Here is a 17340-nt window from a genome sequence, read left to right on the forward strand (position 1 = left end):
CCCCGTCCGTCCTCAATCAGACAAACGAAGGAGAAACGCCATGCAGAAGACCTTTGCCATGAAAGCCGCCGCCGCCGTCCTGCTCGGCAGCCTCGCGCTCGCCGGTTGCACGACCACCCCGGACAAACCGGAAGGCGCCGCGGCCAGCGCGTCGAAGCGCCAGTCGATCGACGCCAGCGTCAACGCGACGCTGTCGCGCCTCTATTCGACGGTGCCGGGTTCGCGTGAACTCGTCGCGAAATCGCGCGGCGTGCTCGTGTTCCCGAACGTGCTGCAGGCCGGCTTCATCGTCGGCGGCCAGTCGGGCAACGGCGCGCTGCGCGTCGGCGGCAGCACGGTCGGCTACTACAACACGTCGTCGCTGTCGGTCGGCCTGCAGGCCGGCGCGCAGTCGAAGGCGATCGTGTTCTTGTTCATGACGCAGGATGCGCTCGACTCGTTCCGCAAGTCCGAAGGCTGGGCCGCGGGCGCCGACGCGTCGGTCGCGGTCGTGAAGGTCGGCGCGAACGGCGCGGTCGACTCCAACACCGCCACCGCCCCGGTCGAGGTACTGATCCTGACCAACGCGGGCCTGATGGGCGACCTGTCGGTGAACGGCACCAAGGTCACGAAGCTCAACATCTGACGATGCGGCACGCGGCATCGCGCCGCGTTTGCTTCCCGGCAGCGCCGCGGCCCCGGCCGCGGCGTTTTCGCATGGGCCGCGCGCAGCGGCTATGATGGCGGCGCCTTTGCGGGCATACTCCGCATCGGGCCGCCCTGCGTCGCATTTCGCCGCGAACCCGTGACGATCGAGAACCGATCGCGCGCGGGGCAACGAGATTCAATCAAACCACGCATCAATCTGCGCGAACGTCATCCATGGAAAGCGGACACGACCACCAAAAATTCTTCTATTTCCTGCTGGCCGCGGTCACCGTCGGGCTCTGCTGGATCCTCGCGCCGTTTTCCGGAGCCGTGTTCTGGGGCACCATTCTCGCGATCCTGTTCCAGCCCGTGCAGCGCTGGCTCGCCGCACGCTTCGGCAAGCGGCGCAACCTGGCCGCGCTCGTGACGCTGTCGCTGATCGTCCTGATCGTGATCCTGCCGCTCGTGTTCGTCGCCGCGACGCTCGTGCAGGAAATCGCGTACGTGTACCAGGAGCTCAAGGACGCCCAGCCGAACTATTCGCAGTATTTCCACGACATCATTCACGCGCTGCCGACGTCGATCCAGAACCTGCTGCAGAAATACGGGCTGACCAACATCCCGGGCATCCAGAAGAAGCTGACCGACGGCGCCGCGCAAATCAGCCAGTTCGCGGCCACCCAGGCGCTCAGCATCGGCCAGAACACGTTCCAGTTCGTCGTGAGCTTCGGCGTGATGCTGTACATGGTGTTCTTCCTGCTGCGCGACGGCGGCGAGATCGGCCGCCGCGTGCGCCGCGCGCTGCCGCTCGACGAGGAGCACAAGAACCTGCTGCTCGCGAAGTTCACGACCGTCGTGCGCGCAACGGTGAAGGGCAACATCGCGGTCGCGCTCGTGCAGGGCGCGCTCGGCGGCCTGATCTTCTGGATCCTCGGGATCGAGGGCGTGGTGCTGTGGGGCGCGCTGATGGCGTTCCTGTCGCTGCTGCCCGCGATCGGCGCGAGCCTCGTCTGGGTGCCGGCCGCGCTTTACTTCCTGATGATCGGCGCGGTCTGGAAGTGCGTGATCCTCGTCGCATTCTGCGTGGGCGTGATCGGCCTCGTCGACAACCTGCTGCGCCCGATCCTCGTCGGCAAGGACACGAAGATGCCCGACTGGGTCGTGCTGATCTCGACGCTCGGCGGGATGGCGCTGTTCGGCATCAACGGCTTCGTGATCGGGCCGCTCGTCGCCGCGCTGTTCATGGCGAGCTGGGACATCTACGCACGATCCGAACAGGGCGAATGACGCATCGCGTGGCCGCGTGCCACGCACCTGCCGGCACGCGCCGTCACGGATGGCGAATGCGGATCACGACGGGCGCCTCGGCGCCCGTTGCTTCATCCGCCGCCAGCGACATCACGCCGCCATACGGACCCACGCGATACGTGCGGCCCGATACCAGCGGCACGCTTCGATCGTCGTGCGCATCGCGCCACGTTGCACGCACGCGCGAAGCGACATCGGGCGAGAACGGCGCACCGTCGGGCCCGATCAGCGCCACCTGGGCGCCCGGCAAACGCCGGCCATGGGCATCGAATCGCAGTGTTGCCGCCGCCCCGCCGCTCGCCACCGCTCGTCCTTCGACCACCACGCCCGACGGTGCGTCGAGCGTCACGTCGTAGAGATCGACGAGCGCCCCCGTGAACCGTACGATGCCGTCCGACGCGGCATGCCCGGCCGCCACCGCATTCGACATCGCGAACGCCACGCCAAGCCCGATTGCGATCTGCCGTACGGCACCGGCACACCGCACCGTTCGATTGCGCATCGCCACCGATGCCGCCCGCTTCGCGTCGTTTCGCATGCTCCCTCTCCTCTGCCGTGACCAGAAAAAAAGGCGGCGTGACGCGTCGGTCACGCCGCCTGTCTGCTGGCAATCACTTTAGGGAGAGACGTCCGGACAAGATATGGGACTAGTCCGAAACTAAAGCTCGGTCGTTCGAACGCACCGCGTTCGGCACCCGCTCGCGGCAGCGTACGAACGGCATCGCACGCTGCGCGGTGGGCCGGTCACGCGCCGGGATCGACGCGCAGCACGAGCTTGCCGCGATGGTCGCCGTCGAACAGGCGATTCAGCACGTCGGGCGCATTCTCGAGACCGTCCGCAACCGTCTCCTCGGCCTTGAGCCGGCCGTCGCGCAGCCAGCCCGCGAGCGTCTGCACGGCTTCACGGCTCTTGCGATAGTCGAGGATCAGGAAGCCGCGCATCGTCAGCCGCTTCGAGATCAGCACGCCGACGTCGTCTGCCGCGCGCCCGCTGTTGTAGTTCGAGATCACGCCGCACAGCGCGACGCGGCCGCCGATCACCATTCGCGACAGCACCGCGCGCATCACCTCGCCGCCGACATTTTCGAAGTTCACGTGCACGCCGTCCGGCGTCGCCGCCTTCAGTTGCTGACGGAAATCGTCGGCCTTGTAGTCGACGGCCGCGTCGAAGCCGAGCGTCTCGGTCAGGTAGCGGCACTTGTCCGCGCCGCCCGCGATGCCGACCACGCGTGCGCCGTGGATCTTGCCGATCTGCCCGGCGATCGAGCCGACCGAGCCGGCCGCCGCCGATACCACGAGCGTCTCGCCCGGCTGCACCGGCGCGATATCGGTCAGCCCGTAATACGCGGTCAACCCGCTCATCCCGCACGCGCCGAGCAGCGTCGGCAGCGGCAGGCCCGACGCCGCGGGCAGCTTCACGAGCTGCGCGGCCTGGTCGGCCGGCACGACCGCGTAATCCTGCCAGCCGACGAGCCCCTGCACGAGATCGCCTTCCGCGAACCCCGCGTTGCGCGACGCCACCACGCGCCCGATGCCGAGCGCGCGCATCACCTCGCCGATCGCGACGGGCGGCAGGTACTGCGGCACGTCGCTCATCCACACGCGGTTGGTCGGGTCCATCGACAGATACAGCACGCGCACGAGCACCTCGCCGTCCGCGAGCGCCGGCACCGGCGTCTCGACGAGCGAAAAGTGTTCGCGGCCGACCCGCCCTTCCGGGCGCGTTTTCAGCAGCAGTTGGCGGTTCACGGGTGTGGACACGATGTTCTCCTCCGGTCGTAGTAGTTCGGGATGCGCGTCAGACCGCGCACATGCCGCCGTCGATCACGAGTTCGGCGGCCGTCACGAAGCGGCTCTCGTCGGACGCGAGATAGACGGCCGCGTGCGCGACGTCGTCGGGCTCGCCGAGCCGGCGCAGCGGAATGCCGCGCGCGAGCTTGCGCGTCGCGTCGCGTTCGCCGAGCGACTGGAACAGCGGCTCGACGATCCCCGTGCGGATGAACGCCGGGTGAATCGAGTTGCAGCGCACGTCGATCTCGCGGCGCGCGCAGTCGATCGCGACCGACTTCGTCAGCGACGCGACCGCCGCCTTCGACGCGTTGTACGCGGTGAAATCCGGCTCGACCTTGAACGCGGCGACCGACGAGATGTTGATGATCGACGCGGGATGGCTCTCGGCCAGATACGACAGCGCATGCTTGCAGCCGAGCACGATGCTCTCGACGTTGATCGCCATCACGCGCCGCCATTCGTCCAGCTCGATCTGCGCGGGCGAGCCGATCGAGCCGACGCCCGCGTTGTTGACGAGCACCGACAGCCCGCCCATCGCGTCGACCGCCTGCGCGAGCAGCGCCTGCCAGCGTGCTTCGTCGCGCACGTCCTGCGTCGCGGCGAACGCGACCGGCGTCGCATGGCCCGCGTTGAGTTCCTGCGCGAACGCGTCGAGCACCGCCGCGTCGGCGATGTCGGTCACGAACACGCGCGCGCCCTGCTCGACCATCCGGCGCGCGATCGCGCGGCCGAGGCCGCCCGCGGCGCCCGTGATGTATGCGCACTTGCCGGCAAGGCGCGAAGAAACGACTGTCATGTGACCTGCTCCTATCGTGAATCGTCGTCGCGGAACGCTGCCGCGACGGGTGGGCCGTGCCTGTTCCGGCCGACGCGGGCCGGTCGACCGTGCCTCGACATCACGAGGCGCCGCACGGTTTCGACGAGTATATCGAGATGAACCTGACGCGTGCCGGACGCGCCGGGCAGCCTGCCCCGGTTGAACGACAGCCAGCGTACGCGAATGCCGCCAATCGATGAAATGAATAATCGTTATGCCCAGTCATAGGCTTTGTTCATGACCTTAGCGTGCCGGCGCACAGGCGCGGGCCGGTGGCACACGCGGATCATGCAGACCGGGCGGATCGTGGATTCAGGCAATGACGAAGCGCGGCGTTCCGCGCGGACGCGAAAGCACTCGGGAAGATGAGCGGTGTGAAATCGTGCAACCGCCGGGCGAATGCCGGCGGCAAGAAGGCGGCGCCGGGGCGCGGCGACGGCTACCGTCAGAATCCGTCGCCCGACGGCGCGCGCACGAACGCGCAGAGTTGCGGCGAATGGGTGTCGATCATCTGCTGGAACGGCGCACGGTGCCCGTACGCGATGCCCGACACGAGCAGCAGGCAGGCGGCCGCGACGCGCGGCGAGAAGGCACGCTGCCGCGCGCTGTCGTAGCCGCGCAGGAACACCAGCGCGACCAGCGCGCCGAGCATCCAGCCGACAATTACCTCCGGCACGGTATGCGAATGATCGAACACGCGCGCGACGGCCGTGATCGCGCCGACGGCCAGCCCGGCCGCGATGCCGGGCGCCTTGCCCGGCCGGAACGCCTGCCAGAGCATCGACAGCGCGACGGTCCACACGGACGTCGACAGCATCGTATGGCCGCTGATCACGCGGAAATCGAATTGCGGCAGCTCGATGCCGCACCCGGCATACAGGATCTTGGTGGCGCCGACGAGGCCCATGCCGGCGGCGAGCAGCACGCCCCACCGGACGGCGAGGCGCCAGTCGGTGAGCGCGAACCATGCCGCGCAGGTCAGCGCGATCGGCAAGGTCAGCGCGGCATCGCCGATGTTGCTGATTTCACTCCACATAACGGACTTCGGACGACGATCGAAAGGCCGCAGTTTACCGCATGCGCGCCGCGCGGCTGTGTCAGCCTGTGTCAGGCTGTATCAGCCCGCGACACCGGTAATCAGCAGCAGGTTCGTGCCGGTGATGACGGCGAACAGCGCCCACGCGGCAATCTGCATCCCGCGCCCGATCGTGTGCTCGCCCATCGTGTTGCGATCGCTGACCGAGCGGATCAGCGGCCACATCGCGAACGGCAGCTGCAGGCTTAGCAGCACCTGGCTCCATACGAGCAACTGCCCCACCGAGCTGTCGCCAAGCCACAGCACGCCGATCAGCGCCGGCACGAGCGCGAGCCCGCGCGTGATCAGCCGGCGCTGGTAGCAGGGGATCTTCGTATGCAGGAAGCCGTCCATGATCACCTGGCCGGCGATCGTGCCGGTCAGCGTCGAGCTCTGCCCCGACGCGAGCAGCGCGATGCCGAACAGCAGTGCCGCCGCGCCGCCGGCGATCGGCGTAATCAGATTGTAGGCCTGCTCGATGTCGGTCACGTTGTGCTGGCCCGTCGCATGGAAGGCCGCGCCCGCGACGATCAGGATCGCCGCGTTGACGAGCATCGCGACGAACAGCGACACGCAGGTATCGATGCGCACCAGCGCGAGCGTGTCGCGGATCATCCCGCGCGCGCCGCCGACCACGTGCCGCGTCTGCACGACCGACGAATGCAGGTACAGGTTGTGCGGCATGATCGTCGCGCCGACGATGCCGAGCGCGAGCACGATCGCGTCCTTGCGGTCGTGGTCCGGATCGCCCGGCACCAGCCCGCCGACCACCGCGTGCCAGTCGGGCGGCGTGATCGCGACCTGCGCGACGAAGCAGAACGCCATCGTCGCGATCAGCGCGAGCACGATCGCCTCGATCTGCCGGAACCCCTTGCCCTGCAGGCCGAGCACGATCACCGTGTCGAGCGCGGTCAGCACGATCCCCCACGCGAGCGGCACGCCGAGCAGCAGCTTGAACGCGAGCGCGCAGCCGAGGACTTCCGCGATGTCGCACGCGATGATCGACACTTCGGCGGTCACCCACTGCACGATGCGGCCGAACCGGCCATAGCGGTCGTAGCTGGCCTGCGCGAGATCCCTGCCGGCGACGAGGCCGAGCCGCGCCGCGAGCATCTGCAAGAAGATCGCCGCGAGGCTCGAGAACGCGACGACCCACAGCAGCGAATAGCCGAACTGCGAGCCGGCCTGGATGTCGGTCGCCCAGTTGCCGGGATCCATGTAGCCGATCGCGACCAGCAGGCCGGGGCCGAAGAAGCGCTTGAGCTTCTGCCAGCGCGGCGCGCCGGCATCGATCGTGATGCTGCCCTTGACTTCCGACGGGCAGAACGGGGCGGTGGCGGTGGTGGGGAGGAAGGACATGGAAACCGGGGCTCGAGATCGGGACAGGACGATTCTACGGGTATCCGCCCGATTTTCTCCCGCATGGCCTGTCACGCGGCGCGATGCCCCTCGGTGCCGTCGCCGGCGCCTTCGCCCGCATCGGCCGGCCTCGCGCCGCGGGTGAGGATCCTTTCGCGCTCGGCGATGCGAAATTCGGTCGGCGACATCAGCATGCGCTGGCGAAACAGCTTCGCGAGCCGCTCGCCGCTGCCGAACCCGGTGCGGCGCGCGACCTTGTCGGCCGGCAGCGTCGTGTGGACCAGCATGTGGCACGCGCGCTCGAGCCGCACGTGCTGGACGAATTCGGTCGGCGTCACGCCGATTTCCTTCTTGAAGCGCCGCAGGAAGTTGCGCTCGCTCATCGCGGCGGCCTGGGCCGCGTTCGCGATCGAGATGCGGTTCACGCTCTGCGCGCGCAGCCGCTGCGCCGACATCCGGATCGACGGGCTCGCGCTCAGCTCGCGAAAGGCCCACATCGACTGCGCATAGCGCTGCTCGACCGGCCGCAGCAGGTTGCTGGCGATCTCCTGCGCGGCAATGTCGCCGAGCTCGACGCGGAACAGGTCGAGCACGGCGGCGAACACGTCGGTTTCGCCGGCCTGCAGCTCGACCGTCGCGGCGACCCGTCGCCCGCCCCGGCCGGGCCGCCCGTCGAGCGCCGCCGACGGACGCTGCATGGCCGCGAGCGTGGGCAGGTCCATCCCGTCGACGATCCAGCGCGCATGACGGCGAATGTCGGCGAGGCGACGCTGCAATGCGTCGTCCCAGTTGACGACCGCGCGGTCACCGTGAAGATGAAAGAACGCGAGCGCGCGGCGGCCGTGCTCGTCACCGAGCGGATCGGCCGCGATGCTCACGCCGGAGGACGACTGCACCAGTCCCCCGCTTTCGGATACGTACTTCAACTGGTAGTCAGCACTGTATGCGTGCAGGCGATTCGCCAGGTTGAAAGCCTCGCCAAGACGCGCGGCCTGGGCCAACGAAAATCCCGTACTCAAATAGATAACGACCCATCTCTGATCTGCTGCATTCACTGGCCAAGCCCCCGACTTGTTCGACTTCTTCTAATACCGTCGAACTGTCAGGCTTATATTTGGTTTGAATGCGTGCGACAGGACGGCTATCCCGAAATATGAAGCGACGGCATCTTAGCCGAACGGGTCGCGCCTTTGGCGCGAAATGGCCGACGTGGACAGCATGATGGCGGATTACTACAGGCTGTCACGGTTTGCCGGCGGCCCCGTGTGGAATTGCCCGGGCCGATATTGCTCATTATTACGATTGCATGCAGCGCAATCCGCGCATTTTCATTGCGACTTATTGCGTCGGATATCCGGATAAATGCACAACCGAATATCGGCTCAAACGATATCGATTCGTATCCCGTGCCATCGATCGCCACGCAGGAAGCTCGCCGTATCCGTTGCCTGCGCATCCTTTAGAATCGGTCCACCCTTCACCACGCCACCCGCGCCCCGTGCCCGCCGATCACCGTCTCGACCTGAACCTGTTTCGCGTGCTCGACGCCGTCTACGTGCATGGCGGCATCGGCGCGGCCGCCCGCGCGCTGCACCTCACGCAGCCGGCCGTCACGCATGCGCTCAACCGGCTGCGCGCGCATTTCGACGATCCGCTGTTCGTGCGGCAGGGCAACCGCGTCGTCGCAACCGAGCGCACGCGCACGATCATCGCGGACGTGCAGTTGCACCTGAAGGGCCTGCAAGGCACCGCGCGCGCGCCGTCGGCATTCGATCCCGCGACGCTCGACCTGAGCATCGCGGTCGGCATTCGCGACGTGCTGGAATCGATCGCGCTGCCGCGGATCGTCGCCGCGTTCGCCGACGAAGCGCCGGGCCTGCGGCTCGTGAGCCGCCGCATCGCGGTGGCCGACATCGAGCGCGAACTCGCATCGGGCAATCTCGATCTCGCCGTCGATCGCCGCGTGCCGACCGGCCCGCGCATCGCCACCGACCACCTGCTCGACGATTCGCTCGTCGTCGCGCTGCGCTACGATCATCCGCTTGCGCACGAACCGCTGCGGCGCGGCGACTATTTCGCGGCGCAGCATGTCTCGGTGTCTTCGCTCGGCGAGCCGCAATCGCTCGACGTGCTGCTCGGCAACGACGGCCGCTTCCGCGATATCCGGCTCACCTGCCAGCACTATTTCGCCGCCTGCCAGATCGCCGCGACCGGCAACCTGCTGGTCACGCTGCCGCACACCTATGCGGTGCGGATGGCCGCGCTGCTGCCGATCGTCGTGCGGCCGCTGCCGTTGCGGCTCAAGCCGTTCCCGCTCCTCGCGTACTGGCACGAATCGCGCGACGCCGATCGCGCGCACCAGTGGGTGCGCGAACGTATCGCCGCGCTCGTGCGCAGCAGCGCCGGCGTCACCGACGCCTAGCCGCGCGGCGCACGCCGTCCCGATCGGGGCGGTATGCTGGCAGCTGCGCGCCGCCACGCGGCACCCGCTTCCTTTTCCCTCTTTCCGCTGACCGGAGACTTGCCATGTCGCTCATCCATGCCGCCGCCGTCCTCGACGCCGATGCACCCGACTACGTCGTCCAGCTGCAGGCCGGCACGCACGCGTTGACCGGCGACGAAGCGCCCCGCGAAGGCGGCAAGGATCGCGGGCCGGCGCCGTACGAGTTCGTGCTGGCCGGCCTCGCGCAATGCACGGCCGCGACGCTGCGGATGTACATGCAGCGCAAGACGTGGCCGGCCACGCGCATCGACGTGCGCACCGAGCTGCATGCCGATCGCGACGGCACGCAATACGTGCGCCGCGTCGTGACGCTCGACGGCCCGCTCGATGAAGCGCAACGCCAGCGCCTCGCCGAAATCTGCGAGAAAACGCCGGTCACGCAGTTCATCAAGCGCGGCACGCGGATCGACACGACGTTGAACTGACACGCCACGCACGAAAGCACACGGCGCACGATCGCCGCGCAAAAGGAAACGGGGGACCGCGCACGATGCGCGGCCCCCCGTTTCGTCGACCCCGTCAGGCGCTTACAGTCCGAGCGCGGACAGGTCGAGCTTGCCGTCCTTCAGCGGCGGGCACCAGAAATACGCGCCCGTCAGCGGCCGCGTGAAGCGAAACAGGCCGTCGACGATCCCGTCATCCGCGCCGCTCATCCGGCGCATCTGCACGTCGAACGCGCGGAACGAGCAGCCGAACGCGACGAAGTAGAGGCCCGCGCGACGCGCGTCCGACCACGGCGACGAACGGCGCAGCATGAACGCCTCGGGCTCGAAGCTTTCCTGCGCGGTGCGCTTCACGTGCGCGAATTCGGGCGCGTCGTCGAGTTCCTCGTTGTCCGAGCGGCGGCGCCCGACGATGTTGTCCATGTCGCCCGACGGAATGCGTTCCATCTGGTCGAAGTCGTGCAGCCATTGCTGGACCGCGACGAAGCTCGCCCCGTCGAGCCCGGCACCCTGCCCCGTCACGATCGCCGCGGCCACCGCGTCGTCGCCCTCCGGGTTCTCCGTGCCGTCCTCGTAGCCGGACAGGTCGCGATCGTTCGAATAGCGGAAGCCGTCGACCGCATCCTGCAACGCAAACGCCGGCGCCAGCGCGCGTTCGATCGCCCGTGCGCGCAGCACGAGCTCGCCGCGATCGTCGCCGCGCAGCCAGACCCACACGTCGGCCGGCGTCGCCGGCAGCGTGCGGTCCTTCACCGCGAACGCCGGGAATTCGGTCAGGCCCGGCACCGGGCGCCCAAGGTACGCCGCCAGCGCATGCCCGAACCCGACCACCGTGTCGCGTCCGTCGACGATCCCGCGCAGCGCGGCCAGCGCCGCCGCCACATTGCCGTCATTCGACATCGTGAAAGTGAGGTATCGGGCCGCCGAATCGATCGGGGTCAGGATGCCTTGCTGAACGTCGCTCATCGTTTCCTCAGGAATGTATCGTGGTGAATCTGCGAGGGCCGCGGCGGCGCGCGCCGCAGACGCCGAAGTGCAATCGACGCGCGTGCCGGCTGCCGCACTGCGGAAAGGCCGCAAAAGAAGGGCCGAAACCCGGAATATTAACCGTATCGACGCTGCCACGCCGCATTCGTCAGACGTTGCGGCGCGCCCTTCACTGCTGATAGAATCTTTTCACGTCTTTTCGGCGTCCTTTCAACCGTTCACTTCAGGGGAGGTGCAGATGTTCCGAATGCCAGCCACCTTCCCGAACGTGGTCCCACGGCGCGGCTGATCCAGCCCGCCGTTCGCGCCGGCTCCCGAGTTTTCCGCTAACCCGTCAGCCGCGCCGTTTCCCGACAGCCCGTTTCGTTTTTCCGCCCGCGATGTTCGCGCGGTCCGGCTGTTGCGTTTTCGATGTTCTCCGAACCGGAAAGTCCCGTCGCGCGATGCGCCGGGCAACGATAAATGACCAGAAAAACCTCCCATCTGGGCGGCCAGGCATTCCAGGCCGTCTTCGGCTTTACCTTCCGCTACTGGCGCAAGCAGCCGGCGCGCACCGCCACGGTCGCGAGCCTGGCCCTGCTCGCCGCGCTCGCCGACGTGCTGACGCCGCTGTTCGCGGGCCGCCTCGTCGACGCGCTGTCGACCGGCCTGACCGACCGCGCCGCCGCGTGGCATGCGGCCCTCGTCGCGTTCGGCACGCTCGCGGCGCTCGGGCTCGGCGCGACGGTGCTGCGGCAAGGCGTCTACCTGAACATCATCACGCTCACGTTGAAGATGATGAGCGAGATCGCGGCCGCGTCGTTCCATCGCGTGCAGCGCTTCTCGACCGACTGGCACGCGAACAGCTTCGCGGGCTCGACCGTGCGCAAGATCACGCGCGGCATCTGGGCGCTCGACCTGCTGAACGACACCGTGCTGATCGCGTTGCTGCCGTCGGTCACGATGCTGGTCGGCGCCACCGTGCTGCTCGGCACGCACTGGCCCGTGATGGGGCTCGTCGTCGGCGCGGGTTCGCTGCTGTACATCACGGTGACGGTGGCGGTATCGCTCGGCATCGTCGCGCCGGCCGCGCGGCTCGGCAACCTGTGGGACACGCGCATGGGCGGCGCACTCGCCGATGCCGTGAGCTGCAACGCGGTCGTGAAGGCGTTCGGCGCGGAAACCCGCGAGGAAGCGCGGCTCGCGCGCGTGATCGGCAAGTGGCGGCAACGCACGCGCCGCACGTGGGTGCGCGGCACGCTCAACGGCGGGTTGCAGGGCGCGATGCTCGTCGCGATGCAGGCCGCGATGATCGGCGTCGCGCTGCGGCTGTGGGTGAACGATGAAGCGAGCGTCGGCGACATCGCGTTCGCGCTGACGATGTTCTTCATGCTGCAGGGCTACCTGCGCGACGTCGGCATGCACATCCGCAACCTGCAGCGCTCGGTGAACGACATGGAGGAACTCGTCGCGCTCGAACGCCAGCCGCTCGGCATCGACGATCGTCCCGGCGCGCCGGCGATCCGGATCGGGCAAGGCGAGATCCGCTTCGAGCACGTGACGTTCCGCTACGGCAACCATCCGGTGCCGCTGTACGACGACTTCTCGATGCGCATCGCGCCGGGCGAGCGCGTGGGCCTCGTCGGCCACTCGGGATCGGGCAAGACGACGTTCATCAAGCTGATCCAGCGCCTGTACGACGTGTCGGGCGGCCGCATCACGATCGACGGCCAGGACATCGCGCAGGTCAGGCAGGATTCGCTGCGCAGCCAGATCGCGATCGTCCAGCAGGAGCCCGTGCTGTTCCACCGCACGCTGGCCGAGAACATCGCGTATGCGCGCCCCGATGCAAGCCGGGCCGACATCGAGCGCGCCGCGCGGCTCGCCAGCGCGCACGACTTCATCGCCACGCTGCCGGACGGCTATGACACGCTCGTCGGCGAACGCGGGATCAAGCTGTCGGGCGGCGAACGCCAGCGGGTCGCGATCGCACGCGCGTTCCTCGCCGATGCGCCGATCCTGATCCTCGACGAAGCCACGTCGAGCCTCGACAGCGAAAGCGAGCTGCTGATCCAGCAGGCGATGGAGCGGCTGATGGTCGGCCGCACGACGCTCGTGGTCGCGCACCGGCTGTCGACCGTGCGCGCGCTCGACCGGCTGCTGGTGCTCGATCGCGGCAAGGTGATCGAGGAAGGCAGCCACGACGCGTTGATCCGGATCGAAGGCGGCATCTATCGCCGGTTGTTCGAGCGGCAGGCGCTGGAGCTGGCGAAGGGCTTGATCGAGACGCCGCGACGCATGGTGAACGGTGACGCCGGCCCGCTGGGGGAGCCGGCGGAGGCTTGACGGAAACCCCATCGCATCCGGGCGCGCGGCACACCGCCACCGCGCGCCCGGATGCGCTGCACGGGACATCGATGCGATCGTCAGGAATTCACCAGTCCGGTGCGTCCGTCATCGGCTTCGTTGCGGGGCGCCACGCGTTCCACCGTACGCTGGCTGGCAAACCACTTGCGAACGAGATAAATCAGCAGTACGCCGATCACGATCCCCGACAACACATCGCACAGGTAATGGCCGCCCTGCGTCGGCGTCGACACGATCATCATGCCGTTCAGCACGATGCCGACCGGGAAGACGAAGCGCACATGCCGCAGCGAATACGCGAAGCACAACGCAAGGATCGTGTGAAGCGACGGAAAGGAAATGAGCCCCTGGGACGACGCGAATGCCAGCTCCCGGACGACTCCGCTTCGCAACGGCGCGAAGTCCGATACGGTGGAAATCGTTCCGGGATCGCGAACGTCGAAGTGGAGAAACGCACTCTCGGCCGGCAGCCAGGCAGCAATCAGGATCGACATGATGACTGCGACGATAAATTGCACCGCAAACTCGGCGTAGTCTTCCGAGTTCGACGTCAGCGTAAGGATGATCGGGATCGCAAGAAGCTGGACACTGCCGGATGCATACGCGAATTGGAGCACGGCATGCCAACCCGGATTTGCCATCACCCATCCATACGTTTGCAGCCAGTGAAATCCGAGCGCGGCATCGATCGATACCAGCGCATCACTCACGAGCGGCAGATCGGTTGCTACAGCCAGATACTGAAGGAGCGCGCCGGCATGCATGAATACCGACATCAACGCGATCCACTGGATCGATTGCGCGACATTCTCGTAGAACGCCTTTCTGGCCGGCACTTTGTATGATGGGCGCGATGCGAGCCCGGACGCGACGGCGACGGCGAGGACAGCGGACAGCACTTGGGCGCTTTGCACCAGACTGCCCTTCGCAATCCGGAAATCGACGCGGCATGCCCAGATCACGTCGACGATTATCAGGCTGATGGTCACCAGCCACGCGGTCACGTAGATTTTCCGCATATTGTTCGACATACCCCTTTTCTCGTTCTATTCTGCCGACCCTCGCAATCGCTCGCCGCGGCTTCGTGCCGTATTCCAGCGAGCGCTAGAGAATGACACGCCGCCGTCCGTCAGGCGACGCCGACCCATCCGGCCCCCGACGCCCCCTCTCCGGATCACTTATCATACCGGCTAGGCAATTTGCGACGAAAGGCAGATCATGTTTACAGGCATTGTTCAGGGTGTTGGCGTCATCAAGGCCATCAAGGATCACGGGGAACTGAGAACCTTCAGCATCGAATTCCCGGAGCGCTTTACCGACGACATCGAGATCGGCGCCAGCGTGTCGGTCGACGGCGTCTGCCTGACGGTGACGACCATCCATTCGCCGGAGCTGATCGACTTCGACGTGATGCTGCCGAGCCTGCGGATCACGACGCTGGCCGATCTCACGACGGGCGCGCACATCAACGTGGAGCGGGCCGCGAAGGACGGCGCGGAGATCGGCGGGCATCCGCTGTCCGGCCACGTCGATTTCACCGGGACCATCCGGCACATCGCGGTGTCCGAACACAACCGGATGGTGCGCATCGGCGTGCCGGAGGCGTTCAAGCGGTATGTGTTCGCGAAGGGCTATATCGCGATCAACGGCTGCAGCCTGACGGTGTCCGACGTCAACCGCGACGAAGGCTGGTTCGATGTCTGGCTGATTCCCGAAACGCGGCGCGCGACGACCTTCGATGCGAAAGGCGTCAACGACACGGTCAACATCGAGATCGAGCGCAGCACGCAGGTGGTCGTCGATACGATCCGGGAAGCGGTCAAGGAGACGCTCGGCGAACTGAACGGTGTCGTCACCGCGCTGCTGGCGGAGAAGGGCATCGATATCGAGGAACTGCTCGCGCGGAACGTCGCGAAGCTGCCGAAGGCGTGACGGAGCGGGAGTTTCAGGTCCGTCGCCGAAGCACCGGGATCAGCCGCCCGCTCGCGACCGGATCCGGACGGCCTTCACTCGACGGCATCGACGCCACGAAATAGCGTTCGATGTCGGCCGCCACGTGTTCGGGTGGGCCGTCGCTCGCAAACCGCCTGCAGTTCAGGCGCATGAACGCGGGGAACCGATCGCGGATCTTGCGCATCTCGTCGGCGTCATTCGCATTCAGATACGGCCGAGACATTTGCCGGCCCACGATCAGTTTCGCGCAGCGTTCGAGATCGAACGAAGGCAACAGGAGCGCGGTGAACCGGTCCGCCTCGATGCAATGGCGAAGCGCGGGATAGGCCGGCGCGACATCGTCCGGATACAGCATGAAACCGGACGAAACCGCGCAGATCGTGGGCACCGAAGTACTGCGCTTGAGTTGCTCGTACAGCCGAACGTTGTGCGACGCGTACGCGGCATAGCCGCGGTCCCGGATGAAATCGGCGATGTTCCCGTGCGCGGCCAGGAAGCATTGATCCACGTCGACGAACCGCCAATTCAGGCGCGCCGCGACGATCGCCCCGACCGTGGTCTTGCCGGCGCCGCCCGGCCCGATCAGATGTACCAGCAACGACACGCCCTCCCTCCGACATCGCATGCATCGCGCGCCCGGAGGAGCCGCGACAAATCCGCCTTCCGCGCACGCATCACTCCACCTCCACCCGCGCCCCCTTCCCCACCGCCACCCGCTGCGACCGGTAAATCCCCGCGTGCCCGGAAAACAGATAAGCGACGACACACGCGACGATCGCATACACGCCGATATCCGCGCCGAACAGTTCGATCGCCATGATCGTCGACGCGATCGGCGTATTGGCCGCGCCGGCGAACACCGCGACGAAGCCGAGCCCCGCGAGCACGGGCACCGGCAATGCCAGCACCTGGCCGAGCGCGTTGCCGAGCGTCGCGCCGATGTAGAACAGCGGCGTCACTTCGCCGCCCTTGAACCCCGACGCGAGCGTGACGACGGTGAACGCGAACTTGCCCGCGAAATCGTAGAGCGGCAGCGGGCCGTGAAACGCGGCCTCGATCGTCAGGATGCCGAGGCCGAGATACTGCGGCACGTTCAGCGCGGTGGCGGCCGCAGCCACCAGCAGGCCGCCGAGCACCGGCTGCAGCGGCGCATAGCGAACCACGCGCCTGAACCCCGCCGTCAGCGCATGCGTCGCAAACGCGAACAGCCGCCCGACCACGCCGAACGCGATGCCCGCGACGACCGTCACGGCCAGCCCCGTCGCCGACACGGCCGGCACGAATGGAATCGCATAGGCCGTGTGATGCACGCCCCACGCGCGACAGACGACGTCCGCGACGATCGCCGATGCAACGCAGGTCAGCAGCGCGTCGTACCGCACGCGTCCGATCGCGAGCACCTCGAGCCCGAACACGGCGCCCGCGAGCGGCGTGCCGAACACCGAGGCGAAACCGGCCGCGATGCCGCCCATCAGCAGCACGCGGCGATGTTCGCGATCGAGGCGAAACACCTGCGTGACGCGATCGGCGAGCGCGCCGCCCATCTGCACGGCCGTGCCCTCGCGGCCGGCCGAGCCGCCGAACAGGTGCGTGACGACGGTCGCGACGAGCACGAGCGGCGCCATCCGCTTCGGCACCAGCGCCTTCGGGTCGTGAATCTCGTCGATCAGCAGGTTGTTGCCGCGCGCGACGGACTGGCCGAAGCGATGGTAGATCCAGCCGGTCGCGAAACCGGCGGCCGGCAGCCCCCACAGCAGCCACGGATGCGCGACGCGCGTGCCGGTCGCCCAGTCGAGCGCGATCAGGAACAGGGCGGAAGCCGTGCCGGCCAGCGTGCCGAGCAGGGCCGAGAGTGCGAGCCAGCGGCACACATAGCGCACGGTCGCGAGAAGATCGGCAGAAGTCGTGAAAAACATGATTTCCAGATTCGACGGAACATCAAAACCTGGGCGGCAGAAATCCGCATGGACGGCCTGCGACCTCCTGACGACCCAGGAACACGCAGGCATCATCAGCCGGGCGAACCGGCGGTTGAGGGCCGCACCGTGCGCAACAACGCGCCGAATACGACCGCAGGGAGGTATGCCATCTCCGCTGGCCGCCATTGTACGCGACGCCCCGCGCCGCCCGC

16 protein-coding genes, 1 pseudogene and 1 riboswitch are annotated in these 17340 nt (G+C 67.4%); of the genes and pseudogenes, 6 read left to right on the top strand and 11 right to left on the bottom strand.

Features of this window, described 5'->3' with window-relative positions; translation table 11 throughout:
- Positions 1-40: 40 nt before the first annotated feature.
- Positions 41-625: a BPSL1445 family SYLF domain-containing lipoprotein gene (locus tag CFB43_RS28150; RefSeq protein WP_089497445.1), complete on the top strand. Its 585-nt coding sequence runs from the start codon at positions 41-43 to the stop codon at positions 623-625.
- 236 nt (positions 626-861) lie between these two features.
- Entirely contained in the window at positions 862-1914 is a 1053-nt protein-coding gene (locus CFB43_RS28155) for an AI-2E family transporter (RefSeq protein ID WP_089428055.1), read from the top strand.
- Between the two features lie 43 nt (positions 1915-1957).
- On the opposite strand, the gene CFB43_RS28160 is transcribed toward CFB43_RS28155, so the two are convergent.
- From CFB43_RS28160 to CFB43_RS28185, 7 genes and pseudogenes are all read right to left on the bottom strand, one after another.
- On the bottom strand, positions 1958-2473 hold the full coding sequence (locus CFB43_RS28160; protein WP_089497446.1) for a thioesterase: 516 nt from the start codon (positions 2471-2473) through the stop codon (positions 1958-1960).
- 206 nt (positions 2474-2679) lie between these two features.
- Complete coding sequence (locus CFB43_RS28165; RefSeq protein WP_089432337.1) at positions 2680-3696, bottom strand: NADP-dependent oxidoreductase; 1017 nt, start codon at positions 3694-3696, stop codon at positions 2680-2682.
- Positions 3697-3733: 37 nt separating this feature from the next.
- Positions 3734-4522, bottom strand: a complete 789-nt coding sequence (locus tag CFB43_RS28170) for an SDR family oxidoreductase (protein WP_059521513.1) — start codon at positions 4520-4522, stop codon at positions 3734-3736.
- 466 nt (positions 4523-4988) lie between these two features.
- Positions 4989-5579, bottom strand: coding sequence for a phosphatase PAP2 family protein (locus CFB43_RS28175; RefSeq protein WP_089497447.1), 591 nt, complete (start codon positions 5577-5579; stop codon positions 4989-4991).
- 81 nt (positions 5580-5660) lie between these two features.
- Positions 5661-6977 (bottom strand): Nramp family divalent metal transporter, encoded by a 1317-nt coding sequence (locus CFB43_RS28180; protein ID WP_089497448.1) that lies wholly within the window; start codon positions 6975-6977, stop codon positions 5661-5663.
- Positions 6929-7036: pseudogene (locus CFB43_RS39220) on the bottom strand (helix-turn-helix domain-containing protein); the annotation flags it as partial. The gene CFB43_RS28180 and the pseudogene CFB43_RS39220, both read right to left, overlap by 49 nt.
- Positions 7037-7048: 12 nt before the next feature.
- Complete coding sequence (locus tag CFB43_RS28185) at positions 7049-7978, bottom strand: helix-turn-helix domain-containing protein (protein ID WP_089497449.1); 930 nt, start codon at positions 7976-7978, stop codon at positions 7049-7051.
- A gap of 497 nt (positions 7979-8475) precedes the next feature.
- Here CFB43_RS28185 and CFB43_RS28190 point away from each other — a divergent pair, with 497 nt between their 5' ends.
- Both CFB43_RS28190 and CFB43_RS28195 read left to right on the top strand, forming a co-directional pair.
- The gene (locus tag CFB43_RS28190; RefSeq protein WP_089497450.1) at positions 8476-9399 is read left to right on the top strand and encodes a LysR family transcriptional regulator; all 924 of its coding nucleotides are present in this window, start codon (positions 8476-8478) and stop codon (positions 9397-9399) included.
- A gap of 104 nt (positions 9400-9503) precedes the next feature.
- Positions 9504-9905 carry an OsmC family protein gene (locus CFB43_RS28195; protein ID WP_089497451.1) on the top strand — a complete coding sequence of 134 codons (402 nt, stop codon included), beginning with the start codon at positions 9504-9506 and terminating at the stop codon, positions 9903-9905.
- Between the two features lie 102 nt (positions 9906-10007).
- Here the strand turns inward: CFB43_RS28195 and CFB43_RS28200 are convergent, their stop codons facing one another.
- Positions 10008-10889 (bottom strand): Dyp-type peroxidase, encoded by an 882-nt coding sequence (locus CFB43_RS28200; RefSeq protein ID WP_089497452.1) that lies wholly within the window; start codon positions 10887-10889, stop codon positions 10008-10010.
- A 483-nt stretch (positions 10890-11372) separates the two neighbouring features.
- Here CFB43_RS28200 and CFB43_RS28210 point away from each other — a divergent pair, with 483 nt between their 5' ends.
- Positions 11373-13235, top strand: coding sequence for an ABC transporter ATP-binding protein (locus CFB43_RS28210; RefSeq protein ID WP_089497453.1), 1863 nt, complete (start codon positions 11373-11375; stop codon positions 13233-13235).
- Between the two features lie 80 nt (positions 13236-13315).
- Here the strand turns inward: CFB43_RS28210 and CFB43_RS28215 are convergent, their stop codons facing one another.
- Positions 13316-14287, bottom strand: a complete 972-nt coding sequence (locus tag CFB43_RS28215; RefSeq protein ID WP_089497454.1) for a phosphatase PAP2 family protein — start codon at positions 14285-14287, stop codon at positions 13316-13318.
- A gap of 187 nt (positions 14288-14474) precedes the next feature.
- Between CFB43_RS28215 and CFB43_RS28220 the strand changes: the two genes are divergently transcribed.
- A complete protein-coding gene (locus CFB43_RS28220; RefSeq protein WP_089497455.1) occupies positions 14475-15188 on the top strand; it encodes a riboflavin synthase subunit alpha in 714 nt (237 codons plus the stop codon).
- A gap of 13 nt (positions 15189-15201) precedes the next feature.
- Here CFB43_RS28220 and CFB43_RS28225 read toward each other — a convergent pair whose 3' ends face one another.
- Positions 15202-15975, bottom strand: a complete 774-nt coding sequence (locus tag CFB43_RS28225) for a shikimate kinase (RefSeq protein WP_256990127.1) — start codon at positions 15973-15975, stop codon at positions 15202-15204.
- Positions 15884-17125 (bottom strand): voltage-gated chloride channel family protein, encoded by a 1242-nt coding sequence (locus CFB43_RS28230; RefSeq protein ID WP_089497457.1) that lies wholly within the window; start codon positions 17123-17125, stop codon positions 15884-15886. Before CFB43_RS28230 ends, CFB43_RS28225 begins: the two co-directional genes overlap by 92 nt.
- Before the next feature lie 79 nt (positions 17126-17204).
- Positions 17205-17311: riboswitch (Fluoride riboswitch) on the bottom strand.
- Positions 17312-17340 lie beyond the last annotated feature (29 nt).

Source organism: Burkholderia sp. AU15512, from assembly GCF_002223325.1.
In the GTDB taxonomy this organism is placed as follows: Bacteria; Pseudomonadota; Gammaproteobacteria; order Burkholderiales; family Burkholderiaceae; genus Burkholderia.